The organism is Bacillus sp. TL12 (assembly GCF_022625245.1).
GTDB lineage: Bacteria > Bacillota > Bacilli > Bacillales > Bacillaceae_G > Bacillus_A.
The window spans coordinates 68,540-84,159 of sequence record NZ_JAJJBY010000020.1; the positions used below are offsets into that span (position 1 = coordinate 68,540).

At 37.5% G+C, this 15,620-nt stretch carries 13 protein-coding genes and 3 pseudogenes; all 16 read left to right on the top strand.

Features of this window, described 5'->3' with window-relative positions:
- The first annotated feature begins 157 nt into the window (after positions 1-157).
- A complete protein-coding gene (locus tag LOK41_RS18020; RefSeq protein WP_241817690.1) occupies positions 158-2,005 on the top strand; it encodes an NTP transferase domain-containing protein in 1,848 nt (615 codons plus the stop codon).
- 14 nt (positions 2,006-2,019) lie between these two features.
- Positions 2,020-2,994, top strand: a complete 975-nt coding sequence (locus tag LOK41_RS18025) for a DMT family transporter (protein WP_241817691.1) — start codon at positions 2,020-2,022, stop codon at positions 2,992-2,994.
- Positions 2,991-3,686 (top strand): sugar phosphate nucleotidyltransferase, encoded by a 696-nt coding sequence (locus tag LOK41_RS18030; RefSeq protein WP_241817692.1) that lies wholly within the window; start codon positions 2,991-2,993, stop codon positions 3,684-3,686. The genes LOK41_RS18025 and LOK41_RS18030 overlap by 4 nt, the downstream gene beginning before the upstream one ends.
- 108 nt (positions 3,687-3,794) lie before the next feature.
- On the top strand, positions 3,795-4,787 hold the full coding sequence (gene galE / locus LOK41_RS18035) for a UDP-glucose 4-epimerase GalE (protein ID WP_241817693.1): 993 nt from the start codon (positions 3,795-3,797) through the stop codon (positions 4,785-4,787).
- 111 nt (positions 4,788-4,898) lie between these two features.
- Entirely contained in the window at positions 4,899-5,570 is a 672-nt protein-coding gene (locus LOK41_RS18040) for a response regulator transcription factor (RefSeq protein WP_241817694.1), read from the top strand.
- Between the two features lie 11 nt (positions 5,571-5,581).
- A pseudogene (locus LOK41_RS18045) lies at positions 5,582-7,012 on the top strand (HAMP domain-containing sensor histidine kinase).
- Positions 7,013-7,078: 66 nt separating this feature from the next.
- Positions 7,079-7,861, top strand: coding sequence for a DUF3919 family protein (locus LOK41_RS18050; protein WP_241817695.1), 783 nt, complete (start codon positions 7,079-7,081; stop codon positions 7,859-7,861).
- A complete protein-coding gene (locus LOK41_RS18055; RefSeq protein ID WP_241817696.1) occupies positions 7,858-8,892 on the top strand; it encodes an ABC transporter substrate-binding protein in 1,035 nt (344 codons plus the stop codon). The genes LOK41_RS18050 and LOK41_RS18055 overlap by 4 nt, the downstream gene beginning before the upstream one ends.
- Positions 8,893-8,911: 19 nt before the next feature.
- Positions 8,912-10,252, top strand: a complete 1,341-nt coding sequence (pgtP, locus tag LOK41_RS18060; protein ID WP_241817697.1) for an MFS transporter — start codon at positions 8,912-8,914, stop codon at positions 10,250-10,252.
- Positions 10,253-10,721: 469 nt separating this feature from the next.
- Positions 10,722-10,919: a DUF3311 domain-containing protein gene (locus tag LOK41_RS18065; protein ID WP_241817698.1), complete on the top strand. Its 198-nt coding sequence runs from the start codon at positions 10,722-10,724 to the stop codon at positions 10,917-10,919.
- Positions 10,919-12,418 (top strand): sodium:solute symporter family protein, encoded by a 1,500-nt coding sequence (locus LOK41_RS18070; protein WP_241817699.1) that lies wholly within the window; start codon positions 10,919-10,921, stop codon positions 12,416-12,418. Before LOK41_RS18065 ends, LOK41_RS18070 begins: the two co-directional genes overlap by 1 nt.
- Positions 12,419-12,474: 56 nt before the next feature.
- Positions 12,475-12,639 (top strand): annotated as a pseudogene (locus LOK41_RS18075) (MFS transporter); the annotation flags it as partial.
- Between the two features lie 196 nt (positions 12,640-12,835).
- A complete protein-coding gene (locus tag LOK41_RS18080; protein WP_241817700.1) occupies positions 12,836-13,267 on the top strand; it encodes a hypothetical protein in 432 nt (143 codons plus the stop codon).
- 372 nt (positions 13,268-13,639) lie between these two features.
- Positions 13,640-14,827, top strand: a complete 1,188-nt coding sequence (locus tag LOK41_RS18085) for an efflux RND transporter periplasmic adaptor subunit (protein ID WP_241817701.1) — start codon at positions 13,640-13,642, stop codon at positions 14,825-14,827.
- Entirely contained in the window at positions 14,824-15,504 is a 681-nt protein-coding gene (locus LOK41_RS18090; RefSeq protein ID WP_174100416.1) for an ABC transporter ATP-binding protein, read from the top strand. The genes LOK41_RS18085 and LOK41_RS18090 overlap by 4 nt, the downstream gene beginning before the upstream one ends.
- Positions 15,501-15,620 (top strand): annotated as a pseudogene (locus LOK41_RS18095) (macrolide ABC transporter permease); the annotation flags it as partial. The gene LOK41_RS18090 and the pseudogene LOK41_RS18095, both read left to right, overlap by 4 nt.

Here is a 15,620-nt window from a genome sequence, read left to right on the forward strand (position 1 = left end):
TTTATTGATGTTGTTTTTTCGTAATATTATTTATAAGGGATGTTCTTTACAAAGTACACATTAAGTTTACAAAATATTTACGTTAGCGCCTATAAGTGATAAAATGATGACGTGTTCAAAAAATGAACGGATGAATTGGGTTATGGAGGGAAACGCTATGCAACAAGTTTTAAATGTGTTAGAGGTTATCAATCAAAACCCGCAGATGAACCAAAAAAAGATTGCGGAGAAGTGCAATATATCTGTTGGTAAAGTGAATTATATTATGAATGATTTAACGAAGAATCAGTATATCTATAGCGAAAAGTCAGGAAAGTACATGAATTATTATTTGTATAAGAAAGGCTTTGATTATATGCAGCAGGAGTTAGCTGCGTATCAAGGGAAGAAGCTTCGCATTCATCGCAAAGAGAGCAAGAAAGTTACGCAAGCTGTTGTTCTTGCGGCTGGGAAACGTCATGAGTTTGGGAAGCCATCTGGTTTGTTAACAGTTGGGGAAAAGCTTTTGTTAGATCGTAGTTTAGAAATCCTTAAAAATAATGGGATTGAAAAGATCGTGGTAGTTGTTGGTTACAAGAAGGAGCAGTTTGAAGGTTGGACAGGCCGTCATAACGTGCACTTTGTGGAAAATCCGAAATATAAGTGGACGGGATCAATGGCATCGCTGGCAGAGGTTCAGGAGCTTATTACAGATGATTTCTTATTAATTGAAGATGATATTTTAATCGAAGAGAAGGCTCTTATTCAAGTGTTACATCATCCAGAACCAGACTGTGTATTAATTACAAATGAGAGTGGATCTGGTGATGAAGCGTTTGTTGAGATTCAAGATGGCTATCTTTATAAAATTTCAAAAGACATTCATCAGTTAAACCGTATTGATGGTGAGATGGTTGGGATTTCTAAAATCTCGTATGACGTGTTCATGAACATGTTAGCGACGTTCCGTCATAATCAAAACCCATATGTGAACTATGAATATTTACTTCTGGATGCTGCAAGGTTGTATGATGTCGGTTATGCAAAGTTACCAGATGTTGTATGGGCAGAGATTGATACACCGAAGCAATATGAAGTGGTGAAAAATAAAATATATCCTCGCTTAGTGAAAAAAGAAGCAGAATTTAAAGAACGACAAATTAAAAAATATGTTTCAGAAGCACTTTCTATTTCAAAAGATGAAATTACAGATATTCAGCCATTTGGTGGCATGACGAATACGAATTTCAAAGTAAGTGTTGGAACATCAGAATATGTGTTGCGTATTCCAGGAAGTGGTACAGAAGAGATGATTAGTCGCCGTGATGAAAGGGTAACTGCTAATTTAGCAAGCGAATTAGGAATTGATGCTGAACTTTTATACTTTAATGAAGAAACAGGTGTGAAATTAGCAGAATTAATTCCAAATGCAGAAACATTAAATCCGAAAACGGCAAAACGTATCGACAATATGAAGTTAACCACAGATGTATTAAAGGAATTACACAATTCGGGTGCTAAGATGAATAATACCTTCAATGTGTTTGAAAAAATAGAGCATTATGAAGGGCTATTAAATAAAGTAAACGGATCTAACTTTGATGATTATGCAGAAGTGAAGGAAAAAGTAATGCGATTAAAGGATATGTATGAGGCAATGGATGTTACGCTTGTTCCTTGTCATAATGATACGGTTCCTGAAAACTTTGTTAAGAGTGGGGAAGACAGAATATACCTAATCGACTGGGAATATGGCGGTATGAACGATCCGATGTGGGATATCGCAGCACATAGCTTAGAGTGTGGTTTTTCTTCAGAAGATGAGGAGTTATTTTTAAATTACTATTTTAATGGACAAGTAGATGAATCCTATAAGGAAAGAATATTGATAAATAAAATTTTCCAAGATTTCTTATGGAGTACTTGGACAAAGATTAAAGAAGCTACAGGAAGCGACTTTGGGACATATGGACTGGATCGTTATAATCGTGCGAAGGGAAATTTACAGCTCTTCTTAGAGGTGTAATGGGGGATATTACAATGAGAAAAGTGCAAAGTAAAGGCATATTTTATGGAATCTTTTCTGGTTTTGCTTGGGCTGTAGATACGGTATTGATTGGAATTATCCTATCTTCGCAACTGATGTTAGCAACAGAACAAGTTGTGTTTCTTGCACCGCTTGTAAGTACGTTTTTACATGACTTTATGTCCTCGCTGTGGATGATGGTATATATGGGAATCAAAGGGCAGTTGAAAACAGCCCTTTCTAAGCTGAAGACAAGAAGTGGACTGTTTGTCATATTAGGAGCACTTATGGGTGGACCGATCGGGATGACGTTTTATGTATTAGCTGTAAAGTATATCGGGGCTTCTTATACAGCAGCGATTTCAGCTGTATATCCAGCGGTTGGTGCGTTTTTTGCATTTGTGTTTTTGAAAGACCGCCTTCGTTCGTGGAATTGGCTTGGACTTGTAATTAGTATTGCGTTTATTATCGTACTTGGATTTACAGGTGATGGATTCGCATCTGAAAACTATATGTTAGGATTTATTTTCGTTCTAATTTGTATCGTTGGATGGGGCTTAGAATGTGTAATCTGTGCGTACGGTATGAAAGATGAAGAAGTATCGCCGGAAGAGGCACTTCAAATTCGCCAGCTTGTTTCAGCAGTCACATATGGACTTGTTATTTTACCTATAGCCCGAGGGCATTCCTTAACGAGAGAAGTTGTGATGAGCAGCGAGTTTATTTTAATTATCGTTGTTGCATTAGTTGGAACAGCTTCTTATGTGTTCTACTATAAGGCAATTCATGAAATTGGACCGACAAAAGCAATGGCGCTTAACATTACGTATTCGGCATGGGCGGTTGTCATTTCTATGTTAGCATTAGGAGCACCTTTCTCATGGAAGTTAATTATTTGTTGTATTGCGATCCTTGTAGGAGCTATATTAACAGTTGCAGATATAACTGAGTTTATGAAAGCGAAAAAATATAGAGGTGAAGTAACGTGAGAGCGATTTTATTAGCAGCAGGTATGGGAACTCGTTTACGTCCATTAACGTTAACGACTCCAAAATCATTAGTAGAGGTAAACGGCAAGCCGATGCTAGAGCGTCAAATTGAATATTTACAAGAAGTCGGCGTGGAAGAAATTATTGTCGTAACAGGCTACTTAGCGGAGAAATTCGATTATCTTATTGATAAGTATAATGTGAAGCTTGTGCACAATGACAAATATAATGTGTATAACAACATTTATACAATGTATTTAGTTCGCGAATACTTACAAGATGCATATGTAATGGATGCGGATGTTTATTTACACCGTAATATCTTTATCGAGAACCCGGAGTCATCTTTATACTTTAGTGCGAAGAAAGAAGGTTTCCGTAATGAATGGATCATTAAGCATGATGAAAATCGTAAAGTATATGATATTGAAATCGGTGACGGTGATGATGACTACATCTTATGCGGTATTTCGTATTGGTCGAAAGAAGATGGCGTCCATATTGTGAAAAAGCTAGAAGAAGTAGTAAATCAAGAAGATTTCACTGAACTATACTGGGACAATATTGTAAAAGACAACATTCAAGATTTAAATGTTCATTTGTACGAAATCGATAGCAATGATAGTTTTGAAATTGATTCGGTCGAGGACTTGAAGAAGGTAGAAGAAAAGTTAGCCGTTTTAGCGAAATAACAATTGTTGATGGTTTCATGAAATAATTGGAATTTTCCTTGCCATATAAAATGAAACTAGCTAAGCTATATTCTATAGGTTAAAAAAATGAAAAGTTGGGTGGAAAATATGGGTTCTATTTTAGTTTGTGGCGGAGCTGGTTATATTGGTTCTCACGCTGTGAAAAAGTTAGTTGATGAAGGACAATCTGTCATCGTAGTAGACAACCTACAAACAGGTCATGAAGATGCAATTGCAGAAGGCGTGAAATTTTATAAAGGCGATCTTCGCGATAAAGGTTTCTTAAGAGACGTATTCCAGCAAGAAACAATTGACGCGGTGATGCATTTTGCAGCGGATTCTTTAGTTGGCGTGAGCATGGAAAAACCGCTTCAATACTATAATAACAACGTATATGGTGCACTATGTTTACTAGAGGTAATGGATGAGTTCAAGATTGATAAATTTATCTTCTCATCAACTGCGGCAACATATGGAGATGTAGATGTTGCGTTAATTTCAGAAGAAACACCAACAAATCCTACGAACACATATGGTGAAACAAAATTAGCGATTGAAAAAATGTTGCATTGGTATAGCCAAGCGTCTCATTTAAAATATAAGATTTTTAGATACTTTAACGTAGCTGGTGCAACGCCAAGCGGTATTATCGGTGAAGATCATCGTCCGGAAACACATTTAATTCCGCTTGTTCTGCAAGTTGCTTTAGGACAACGTGAGAAAATCATGATGTTTGGTGATGATTACAATACACCAGATGGTACATGTATTCGTGACTATATCCATGTTGATGATTTAGTAGCGGCTCACTTCCTTGGACTGAAAGATTTACAAAATGGCGGGGACAGTGACTTTTATAACTTAGGAAACGGTAACGGATTTAGTGTAAAAGAAATTGTTGAAGCAGTTCGTGAAGTAACAAATCATGACATTCCAGCAGAAGTTGCGCCAAGAAGAGCGGGAGATCCAGCGCGCCTTGTTGCATCTTCTCAAAAAGCAAAAGAAAAGCTAGGCTGGAGTCCAGAGTATACAGATGTGAAAACAATTATTGAACATGCGTGGAATTGGCATCAAAGCAAGCCACAAGGATATGATAAGTAAAAATGATTGATAAAAGAGAGTGTATTGTCGTTCAACATATGTTCGACAATACACTCTCTTTTTGTATGAGATATTTGCTATACTAAAATGTACTGCGAAAGGAGGGTATATATGAAGATACTTGTTGTTGATGATGAATCGAGCATTCGAAATTTGATTTGTATGCAGCTGGAGATGGAAGGATATGAAGTACTTACTGCAGCTGATGGGAATGAAGCTTTGCAAAGGTGGGCCGAGGAGCCGGATGTATTGATTTTAGATGTGATGCTTCCGGATACGGATGGTTATGAATTGCTTCGCGTATTCAGGGAGAAGGACCGAGATATTCCTGTACTTATGTTAACAGCGAAGAGTCAAATGAATGATAAGTTACTTGGCCTTCAGCTTGGTGCGGATGATTATGTGACGAAGCCGTTCAATCATGCAGAGCTGATTCTTCGGGTGAAGAATATGGCACGGCGCGTAATGAAACAGGGGGTGCCTAAGGATAATAAGATCATTCGGGCTGGTGAGCTCGTCATTTATCCGAATGAGCGGAAAGTGCATGTGAACGGGGAAGAAATTGATTTAACGTATCGTGAGTTTAATTTATGCCAGTTGTTTGCTTCACATCCGCAGCGTGTGTTTATGCGTGATGAGCTATTAGAGAAAGTGTGGGGTTTTGAGTACACGGGAAATACGAGAGCGGTGGATATTATGGTGCAGCGCCTTCGGAAGAAGCTTGGGGCAAGTGGTGAAAGTATTAAGACGATATATGGCGTTGGATATAAGTTAGAGTGTTAAAAGGTGATAAGATGTCGTTAAAACGAAATATGGTATTTGGTATAGTAGGGTTATTAATCCCGATTTTGTTTCTTCTTTATACGGTAATTTACATTACACTAGAAAAAAATATGTATCATAATGCGGCAGGTTCTTTAGAGAAGTTAAGCGTAGAAGCGCAAATTTATACGATGAACTATTTAGAGAAGGAAGCGAATATGGAGACGCTCGGACCGAACTCACTCTTAATTGCTTCTTATTTAGCAAAACGGATGGATATTCGTGTGCAGATGATTGGAAAGAATGGGGATGTCGTTGCTGATACAGAAAAAGGATCCTTGCTTCATAAGAATGTAGATATTGATCAGTCACTACGTGGAAAGAAGGCATATGTGTTTGAAAATGGTGATCCAGCGCCACTTCTTTTATTTTCGAGTCCGGTTTATTATGGAAGCGATGTCATCGGAGCCATCCGCTTTATTAATGAATTGCAAGATGAGAAAGAAGTTTTAATGAATGTGAGCTGGACATTTCTCATAACATCAATTTGTTTAGCAGCGGGCGGGATTTTCTTTGCAATCCGTTTAGCGAAATCTCTTCATAAGCCAATTGATCAGTTAAGACAAATGGCAAAAAGGCTCGCAAATGGGGATTATAAAAGTAAAATTGAGCTAAATGAGTATGTCGAAATTGCCCAGTTATCAGCGTCTTTCAATGCGATGGCTGATGCGATTTAACTGCATATCACGCAGTTAAAGGAAGAGAAAGAGAAGCAAAAGGATTTCTTAGACCGCATTACACATGAGCTGAAAACACCGCTTACTGCGATTATTGGATATGTAGATTTAATTCCGAAACTGGAGTCTTCGCGGGATGTAGAGGAAAGTCTTCATTATGTTTCAATTGAAAGTTATCGTCTATTATCACTCGTTGAGGAATTGTTACAATCTTCGAAGTATGGAACGAGTACGTTTGAAGTTTCTCCGACGATTGTAGATATAAAGCAAATTGCGGAAGAAGCAATTTCTATTGTGAAGCCTCGTCTTCAGCAATATGAGATAGAAGTTATGAATGAATTAACAGAGACACATGTTGTTGCTGATTTTGATAAGACAAAGCAGATTTTCTTAAATGTGTTTGATAATGCGATTAAATATAGTGATGCGACGCAAATGAGGATGAATGTTGTTGTAAATGGAGAGGAAGCAAAAGTTCTCATCCATGATGATGGGATTGGTATGGATGAAGCGATACTTGCAGAATGGAATCGTTCTCCGAAGGGAAAAGTACTCTCTTCTAGTTATGGAAATGGATACGGTTTGTTTATTTGTCAGGAGATTATGAACAAGCAAGGCGGAAGCATGCGAATTGAAAGTAGTGAAGAAATGGGAACGATGATTGCTATTACATTTTTGCTGCCAAGACGCATGGAAGATATAAAAAACTTGAAAGCGGTTAAATGATACATTTATGAAACAATTATGCGGTATTTTCGAAACAACGTTTTCTTATTGTGGAGGTAGGCAGAAATGAAAAGGCTATCATTTCAAATTCTCTTGTTTGTCTTCTGTATGATTGCTGCTCTTATTTTGTTTTATGTAATAGAGAAGCAATTGTATAACCGCGTTACAATTCTGGATGACAAGCAGGTTGTTTTAGAAAGAGCAAGTGAATCTCTTCCTACTGAAGTGAGAGTAAGACATGAGAAGTGGGGAGAAGTGGTTGTAACAGATGAAGTTCGTCTACATGCGATTGTTTCATTCTTTGACAAGATTCGAATAGAGCGAACAGAAGCGAAGGAACGCGAACAAGTATTTACTGGAGAAGTAACGTACTTGAATGGGCATAGGCGTACTTTTGCAGTAGGTGACTTGTTCCAGTACGGGACAAACGTATACGGAAAGCAAGGTATGGATCCAATGATTTCCGCATTTCAAACGTATTTGCTGGGCTTATATTATACGCCAGAGCGTATTAGCGATTTCTTTGCATCAGCAAAGGAAGTTGTCTTGCGAGAAGGCGATGTAGTGCGTACTACGAATCTTGCGCCAATACTTGATTCTATTCGGCAAGCGAAGCAAATTACGGACTATGGAGAAATTCAGAAATTGCTGCAATCACAGAAGAATCCAATCGCTTATATTACTGCTTATCAAAATGGTAAACATGTAAAGAATGAACGCGAGGATATTTTAACGATTTCTGTATATCCTTCTTACTTTGTCGTTCAATATCTTGGCGATAATAATGGGAATGTGATGTATATGAAAGGCTCCCTAGCAACGTTATTTGTAAAGGAGAATGTTTCATGAGAAAGATAGCCTTTTTCTTCTTTTTTCTAGTAATTGGAGGAGCGATGTCTAGTTGCTCTCGAGATACTACCTCTATTCAATATAATAAAAATGGTCTTCCAAATTTAAAAGATCGTCATCTTGTTGCATACGTAGCAGCGCGTGAAGAAGTCGGTGAAGCACTTCTATCATCATTTTGTAAACCACGCGGGTGCACGTATGAATTTATTCGTCTTTCTACTGAAGAGATTCTTAGGAGAGTAGAAGCGGAAGCGGGAAACCCGAAGGCGGATATCATCATTGGCGGCACAGTAGATGCACATCGGATGATGAAGCAAAAGGACTTATCGATTTCTGTTACAAGTAAGCATGCAACTAGCATTTCAAAAACTGTTAAAGATAGGGATAGTTTTTGGTATGGCTATGAAGTAGAGCAGCTTGCCATCGCTATAAATAAAGAGCGGTGGAAGCAGGAGATAGAGCCGCTTGGTCTTTTTTATCCATCAGAGTGGAAAGACTTATTACACCCTGCGTATGCTGGAAAGATTGTCATGCCTGACCCGAATATATCAGGAACAGCATATACATTTTTCGAATCGCTTATTGATATGTTCGGCGAAGAAGAGGCGAAAGGTTATGTAAAGAGTCTTGCTGGGCAAGTGGCAGAAGTAACGATGAATGGTTACATGCCGGTAGAGTATGTTGCAAGCGGTGAATATATGATTGGTATTAATTTTATGGGAGATCAACGGATGCTTCAAAAACAAGGCTTTCCGATTGTAAGCAAAGTTCCAGCGCAGACAGGATTATCTGTTAATGCGATTTCGAAATTAAAACATGCACCGAGTGGTATTATAGCGGATTTATTTATTAATTATTGTTTATCAGAAGAAGCGGGGCATATTTTAGAAAAGGTTTCGTTTGGCGTACCAACGATGCTTGCGAAGAACGAGAAAGAAATAGAAGGTCAGCCTGTTAGAAGAACAAATAAGGATATATCAAATAGTGGGGTCATCGAGATATGGAATAGACAACGTCTCTCTCAGAAATGAGAAAAGGAGAAGAGATGGTATGTTTAATTGGTTGAAACCAGCACCAATGGTAGAAAGATTACCAGCGAATATGATTGATAAAGTATACAGACTACTGCGTCTTCGTGTGTTAATCGGTATTTCGGTTGGATATGCAGCGTATTATTTAGTTCGTAGTAACTTTACTTTATCAAGTACGTATTTAATGAAAGAATACGGTTTTAGTGCTTCTCAAATTGGATTACTAGGATCGGTAATGGCAATTGTTTATGGATTTAGTAAATTCTTTATGGGGAATTTATCCGATAAAGCGTTCGCCCAGCGCTTTATAGCGGTCGGTTTATTCTTATCAGGACTTGTAAACTTATGCTTTGGTTTTGCTCATTCATTTGGAATGATTATCACATTACTTGTACTGAACGGTATTGTACAAGGTATGGGGGCACCACCTTGTAGTATTGTTATGACAAAGTGGTTCTCGAAGAAAGAACGCGGTACAAAAACAGGTATTTGGAATATTTCACATAATGTCGGCGGAATGCTTGTACCACCACTTGTTGGTATCGGTGTAGGTATTTTCGGTGAAAGCCATTGGCAAGGCGGCGTATTTATCTTCCCGGCGATTATTGCGATGGTCATTGCTGTTCTTGTTTGGATTAATGCGAAGGATACACCAGAATCAGCTGGTCTTCCTCCAATCGATGAATATCGTAATGACTATGAAAATCTTGAAAAAGCAGATAATGCTAACAAGATGTCGCCAAAAGAGATCTTGATGAAATATGTAGTGAAAAACAAATTTGTTTGGTACTTATGTATTGCGAACGCATTCGTTTACTTAATTCGTTTCGGTGTTATTAACTGGGTACCGATTTACTTAACAACAGTTAAAGGATTTACGCAAGCACAGTCACATGCAGCGTACTCTATTTTTGAAGGAATGGCGATTCCAAGTTCATTAATCGTTGGTTTCTTAAGTGATAAATTATTTAAGGGAAAACGTATGCCACTATGTGTTATTAGTATGATAGGTGTTGTTATTGGAACGTTTGTATATTGGCAAGCATCTAGCGTACTTGTTGTGAGTATTGCGGTTTCTATCATTGGCTGTTTAATTTATGTACCTCAGTTCCTAATTGGTTTAAGTGCAATGGAATTAGTGCCGAAATTTGCAGTAGGTACAACAGTTGGTATGTGTGGTCTATTCGCTTATGTAGGAGGAAGTCTTACAGCAAACCTAGTTATTGGATTTATCGTTGATAGCTCTGGTTGGGATGGTTGCTTCATCTTACTATTAGCAGGCGGTATTTTATCGACATTATTCCTATTGATCGTTCAACGTGGACATGAGAGAAAAGGTCCTGAAGGTAAAATTGCATAATAGTCTATAGAAGGAGAATCTATCAATTGATAGGTTCTCTTTTTTAATCAAACGTTTGTTTAAAATTTTAGTAGCTGATCACTTCATAATATAAGATGAAATTCGAATTTGTTCTCCCTCTCCATTCGTACTAATTCCGATGCGATTTTTTGCTTCATACGTATCCCTATCAGTTTTATCCCGCATTAACGGGCAGTAATACTCCCACCTCAAAATTCGGCGGGAGCAAAGAAGTTAGGTGGGAGATAAACTGCCCGTAAAAGCCCGATTGGTGAGGGCTGAGAATCAGTGGGGGATGAAGAAAATCCCACTGATTAAAGTTTCACTTTATATAATAACATTTTTAATATTTTATAAAGAAAATTCTGTTAATTCTAAAATTTTATCTTGTTCTAATAATTTAATACTGCTATAATGACCATTAAATTCATTTTTAGATTCATTATTTTAAGAAAGGGGGTTTATTACATTGAAAAAGTTCGCAATTTTCATTCTTTTCTCGATTCCTTTTCTACAGTTGGTATTATTACCTTTCGCTAATCGAATTGAGCCATTTATAATTGGCTTGCCTTTTTTGCACTTTTGGTTATTTTTATGGATTGTGTTAACACCATTATGTACATTTGGTATTTATTCTCTACATAAGTCACAAGGAGGTTCTCTGTAATGAAAGGAAACATAACAGCATTAAGTATCACTGCTTTCATTGTACTAACTGTCGTTCTAATTGGTTTTTTAGCAGGGCGGAATAAATCCGCACGAAGTTCTGTAGAAGAATGGTCTGTGGGAGGCAGACGATTTGGCGGACTGCTTGTCTGGTTTTTAGTTGGTGCAGATTTATATACCGCTTATACATTTTTAGGATTAACGAGTACTGCATATAAAGGTGGCAGTATCGCTTTCTTTGCGATTCCTTATTCTGTTTTAGCCTATTTTATCGCTTATTTTTTCCTTCCAAAGCTCTGGAAAGTTGCAAGTGTACATAAATTAACGACTCTTGCAGATTATGCGAGAGAACGCTTTAATAGTAAGTTTCTCTCTTCACTCATTGCTATTATCGGTGTATGTATGCTAATTCCTTATATTGATTTACAATTAAGCGGCATTCAAGATACGCTTCAAGTAGCTGGTGCAGGTTATATTAATGTAAAGGTAGTCGTCATTATTTCTTTTCTTCTTGTTGCCCTTTATACATTCTTTAGCGGTATTAAAGGACCGGCATATACTGCAATTATTAAAGATATTCTCGTTTGGGCCATTATGTTATTTATGGTTGTTTCACTTCCTATTATCCATTTTGGCGGTTGGAATCCTATGATACATACACTTGCCACTGAGGCACCACAACTGTTAACGATTCCAGATGCAGGACCAAAAGGGATTGTATGGTTTATAACAGCATCTCTCGTATCAGCTCTTGCATTATTTATGTGGGCACATGCAGCAACAGGTGTATTTACCGCTAAAAGTGCTGATGCCATTCGAAAAAATTCGATGTATCTACCTTTATACAATATCGTATTAATACTCGTTATTTTTCTTGGTTTTATTGCATTTCTTGTACTGCCAGAAGATACAAACCCACGTTTTGCTTTATTACATCTCATTCAAACTTCTTATGGCGGGGTAGCGCAAGGATTAGCATACTCGACAATTGCTTTAGCTTCTTTAATTCCTTGTTCCATCATGGCAATTGGTGCTTCCAATTTGTTTGCAAATAACATTTATCGGGATCTTATGAATCCAAAGGTAGATGGTAGTCGTTTAACACTTGTGAACCGGCTGATGGTGTTTGTTGTCATCGGACTTGCTTTGCTATTTGGATTATTGTTCCCAACTGCCCTTGTATCACTGCAACTTTTAGGCGTATCTGGTATGGTACAAATTTTTCCAGCCATCGTTATTAGTTTGTTTTGGAGAAACCAATCAAAAGAAGCAACTATTATCGGGCTCATCATCGGTTTAGTTACTACTTTTACCGTATATGCAACGGGGTATTCTTTCGGAGTCTATGAAGGTTTTTGGGGATTAACTGCAAACGTTCTATCTCTTGTTATTCTCAATCCTTTATTCGTGAAGAAAACAGCAAACAAATCAAACCTAGTGATTCAGCATCTATTTGACGAAAAAGAAACTGCACATCTACATGCAGAAAAAGGAGCATAATACGCATTTTCTATGAAAATTTTGGAGTGATCTAATAAAGTGAAACTTTAATCAGTGGCGGGAGTCTTGTAGCAAACCTAGTCATTGGATTTATCGTTGATAGCTCTGGGTGGGACGGTTGCTTCATCTTACTATTAGCAGGCGGTATTTTATCAACATTATTCTTATTAATTGTTCAACGTGGACATGAGAGAAAAGGTCCTGAAGGTAAAATTGCATAATCGTTTATGGAAGGAGAATCTATCAATTGATAGGTTCTCTTTTTTAATCAAACGTTTGTTTAAAAAGGAAAATGGCATTATTGATCCATTATATATAGAAATTTAACAATTATTTTACAATATCTTCAAAAACAAATGTTAAAATTCAGCAGAAATGAGCAAGGCAAATTAATATGTATAAAGGAGATGCTGGAAAGTGGGGATTTTTGTATCAGAAGTAGAAACGTTTTTATTCTGTTCCGCAACAGTCACACAGCAAGATTGTACATTTGATTTTGTCGTTCGTAGTACGCCGATAGGGATTGGGATATGTTTAGTAGATGGTTATGAAGTAGAGTGGCTTCCGATGAGAGTGGAGACATATTTGAAAGTGAATGGAAGCATGTTTCCAGATGAGGAAGCAAAAGAGGAATTTCGCAAACAGTTAAATAGTGAAACAGGCTGGATGTTGGATAAGCAAGGTGATAACCAAGAAGGCATCGTTCAAAGAGCAATGCGAACTGATGAGTATGAGGCGTTTCAAATGGTAGAAAAGAATATTCCGCGTGAGATGAGAAAGGACGTCACAACTCTTCCGTTAGAGTATGATTTGGACGAAACGAAATTGAGCACTTGGAAGAAACACTGAAACCGCCTTATGTAGGGCGGTTTTTTAGTGAGATGAGTGTGTTTTTGTGTTTCTTAAAACTTGCTTAAAATATAAGTCATTATATTTCTAAACATTGGAATTTTTGTTACAATATAAGTGATGGTGTAAAACTTTGTAAAGAAAGCGTAATAATGTAAAAATATATAAATCCATTTTGATTTTTCCACATATTAGTTGCGGCTATGAAAACAAAAAAGGAGCTGATTGCTTCTATGCATGTCCGGATGCTCTCTCCCTCCTAAAAAGAAAGGGTTTATGTCGGTTTTTAATTTGGATCTATATAGTTATCGTTTTCTGAAAGTTTTATATAATTCTATAATTACTATATTAAGATATAAAAGGAGCGAGAATATGTTACCAAATACCGTTCGTACTCCAAACAAAAAGAAGAAATGGATCATCATTGGGGTTATTGCATTAATTGTCATTGTTGCGGCCGTCAATATCTTTTTAGTGCAAGGGAAGAAACAGGGCGCGGCAAAAGGAGACGCTGTTAGTTTTGAAAAAGTAACAGAACGTACACTCAATAATACGAAGTTGATTTCCGGACAAGTAAAACCTGGAAATATTGAGAGCTTCTACGCAGATCCGACCAAAGGAAAAGTGAAGGATATTGCGGTAAAAGAAGGGCAAGAGGTAGAAAAAGGAACGAAATTATTCTCTTATGATAATGAAGAAATTAACTTACAGCTGAAGCAAGCTGAGCTTGATCAAAAAATGGCAACTATGCGCTATGATCAAGGGAAAAAGAAAATAGATTCATTAAAGAAAGAGATTAAGAAAGCAAAAGATAGTGGTGCTGGCAAAGAAGTAACAGATCCTATGGAAGAGCAAGTAAGTGAATTAGAAATGGGACAAAAAACAATTGATCTTGAGAAAGAAAAAGGACAATTACAATCCCAAGAGTTACAGAAAAAACAAGGTGAACTCACAATTTATAGTAATTTCGCTGGTGTTGTACAAAAGCTAGATAAAGATGCAGCACAAAGTTCAGCGCAAGCAATGGGTGGACAAGGAAAATCATTTTTACAAATCGCATCTAAAGATCCGTTCCAAATTCAAGGGACATTAACAGAACTTCAAAAATCACAAATTCAAAAGGATCAAACATTTACTGCAACAGCAAAAGCAAATAGTAAGAAGAAATGGACAGGGAAAATTACAGAAATAAGTGAATTCCCGACAAGTGCAGAGATGGCACAAGGAGCTGGTGCTGAGGGAACACAAAACATGTCTCAGTATACATATAAAGCAAGTCTTGATGGACAGGAAGGTTTATCACCAGGCTATCATGTATCACTGCAAGTAAACTTAGAAAATAAGAAGATGATTGCTGTTCCTAGTAAGAGCATTGTAGAAAAAGATGGCGAACCATTTGTTTATGTAGAAGAAAAAGGAAAACTGCGTAAACAAAATGTGAAAAAAGGTTCTACTGATGGAGACTGGACAGAAGTTCTTGAAGGCGTAACAGTGGGGCAAAAGGTGGTTAAAAATCCTTCCGACAATGTATATGACGGAATGGAAGTGAAAGAAAAATGATTACGTTAAACAATATTCATAAAACATATTATCAAGGGAAACTCGCGGTACCGATTTTACATGGTATTAGTTTAACGATTCAAAGCGGTGAGTTTGTTTCAATTATGGGACCATCTGGTTCGGGGAAATCAACGCTTATGAATATTATCGGTTGTTTAGATCGTCCGACAGAAGGCGAATATATGTTAAATGACGTGAATATCTTAACAGCAGACGAGGCAAAACTAGCTCTTATTCGTAATGAATATATCGGTTTTGTATTCCAGCATTTTAATTTACTACCACGTTTATCAGCGGTGGAAAACGTTGAACTTCCACTTATTTATGGCGGTGTGAAGAAAGCAGAGCGCCGCCAAAGAGCTCTTGAAGCCCTTGGGAAGGTTGGATTATCTGACCGCGTGCATCATTTGCCAAGTGAACTTTCAGGTGGGCAAAAGCAGCGTGTGGCTATCGCTCGCTCTATCGCGAATGATCCAACGTTTATTATGGCCGATGAGCCAACTGGTGCCCTTGATACGAAGTCTGGACAGCAAGTTATGGACATTTTCACAAAGTTAAATGAAGAAGGCACGACGATTGTTATGGTTACGCATGAAGAGGAAGTTGCTGCGTATTCTTCGCGCCGCATCGTTCTAAGAGACGGGAAAATTACAGAAGATAGAAGGTGTGCGGTATGAGTTTACTAGATAGTATGAAAATTGCCCTATCTTCTATTCTAGCTCATAAACTGCGCTCAGCGCTTACGATGCTCGGAATTATTATCGGCGTTGGTTCCATTATTACTGTTGTTGCG